This window comes from Micromonospora sp. SL4-19 (assembly GCF_047921475.1).
Classification (GTDB): domain Bacteria; phylum Actinomycetota; class Actinomycetes; order Mycobacteriales; family Micromonosporaceae; genus Micromonospora.
In genome coordinates, this window is the sequence record NZ_JBLROB010000077.1 from 1 (window position 1) to 1,331 (window position 1,331).

Sequence of the window (1,331 nt, forward strand, 5' to 3'; positions counted from 1 at the left end):
CAGGGCCCCGGCAAAGTCGCGGGGTGTCTGGCTTGAGGTGGTTGGAGTAGACGCGCCCTTGCTGGTGGTAGCAGGGCGGGCATGACTGCTTCAGAAGATCATCGAGGTTCTCGAGGCCTTGTTGATCCGTCCGAAGTGAGCCATGCCCGCGCTGCCATCATCGCTGATCTCGTCGTTGTCGTGCGCACCGGCTGTCACGGTGCCCGAAACCGCTGCTGGACTGCCGGTGGCGTTGGCCGTGCTGCCGGATCCTCGGGCTCGTCGAGGAGTGCGGCATCGGCTGACGGTGGTGGTGACGGCGGCGGTGTGCGCTGTGGTGTCCGGCTACCGTTCGTACGCGGCGATCGCCGAGTGGGTCGCTGACGTTCCCGCCTCGACCGCGTTGGCGTTGGGTATTGACCCTGATCGGCGCCCGTCGGAGGCGATGATTCGCCGGCTGCTGCAGGCCTTGGACGCGGACCGGCTTACCGCGGCGATCGGTGGCTGGCTCGCCGCTCGAGCCAAGGTCGAGACCCCAGCGGCGAGACGAGTGATCGCGGTTGACGGCAAGACGCTGCGTGGTTCCCGCACCACCGACGCCGCCGCCCGGCACGTCCTGGCCGCCTGCGACCAGGCCAGCGGTGTCGTCCTGGCCAGCACCGACGTGGACGGCAAGACCAACGAGATCACCCGCTTCCAGCCGCTGCTGGACCAGATCGGCGACCTACGCGACGCCGTGATCACCGTCGACGCGTTGCACTGCCAGCGTGACCACGTCGCCTACCTCGCCGAACGCGGCGCCGACTGGATCCTCACCGTCAAGGCCAACCAGCCCACCCTGCACGCCCAACTGACCGGCCTGCCCTGGCGGGCGGTCCCGGAAGCCGCCTGCGACACCGACCGCGGCCACGGCCGTCGCGAGATCCGCACTCTTAAGATCCTGAGCGTCTCCACCGGGATCGAGTTCCCGCACGCCGCGCAGGCGTTGCAGATCCGCCGTCGCCGACGACGTCTCGACCAGCCCAAACGCTTCACCACCGAGACCGTCTACGCGATCACCAGCCTGCGCCTGCACCAGGCCAAGCCCGCACAACTGGCCGCATGGATCCGCAGCCACTGGAACATCGAGAACAAAATCCACTGGGTGCGGGACGTCACCTACGACGAGGATCGTTCCCAGATCCGCACCGGCACTGGCCCTCAGGTCATGGCCGCCCTACGCAACGCCGCGATCGGCGCCCTACGCACCGCCGGCATCACCAACATCGCCGCCGCCAACCGCCACCACGCCCGCGACAGCACACGCCCCCTCGCACTACTCGGCATCACCTGACGACTTTGCCGAGGCCCTG

The 1,331-nt window shown here is 68.4% G+C and carries 1 protein-coding gene; it reads left to right on the top strand.

Translation table 11 applies throughout. The features are described from left to right. Positions 1-142 precede the first annotated feature (142 nt). Positions 143-1,312: an ISAs1 family transposase gene (locus ACNAVT_RS31755; protein WP_416301683.1), complete on the top strand. Its 1,170-nt coding sequence runs from the start codon at positions 143-145 to the stop codon at positions 1,310-1,312. Positions 1,313-1,331: the final 19 nt, after the last annotated feature.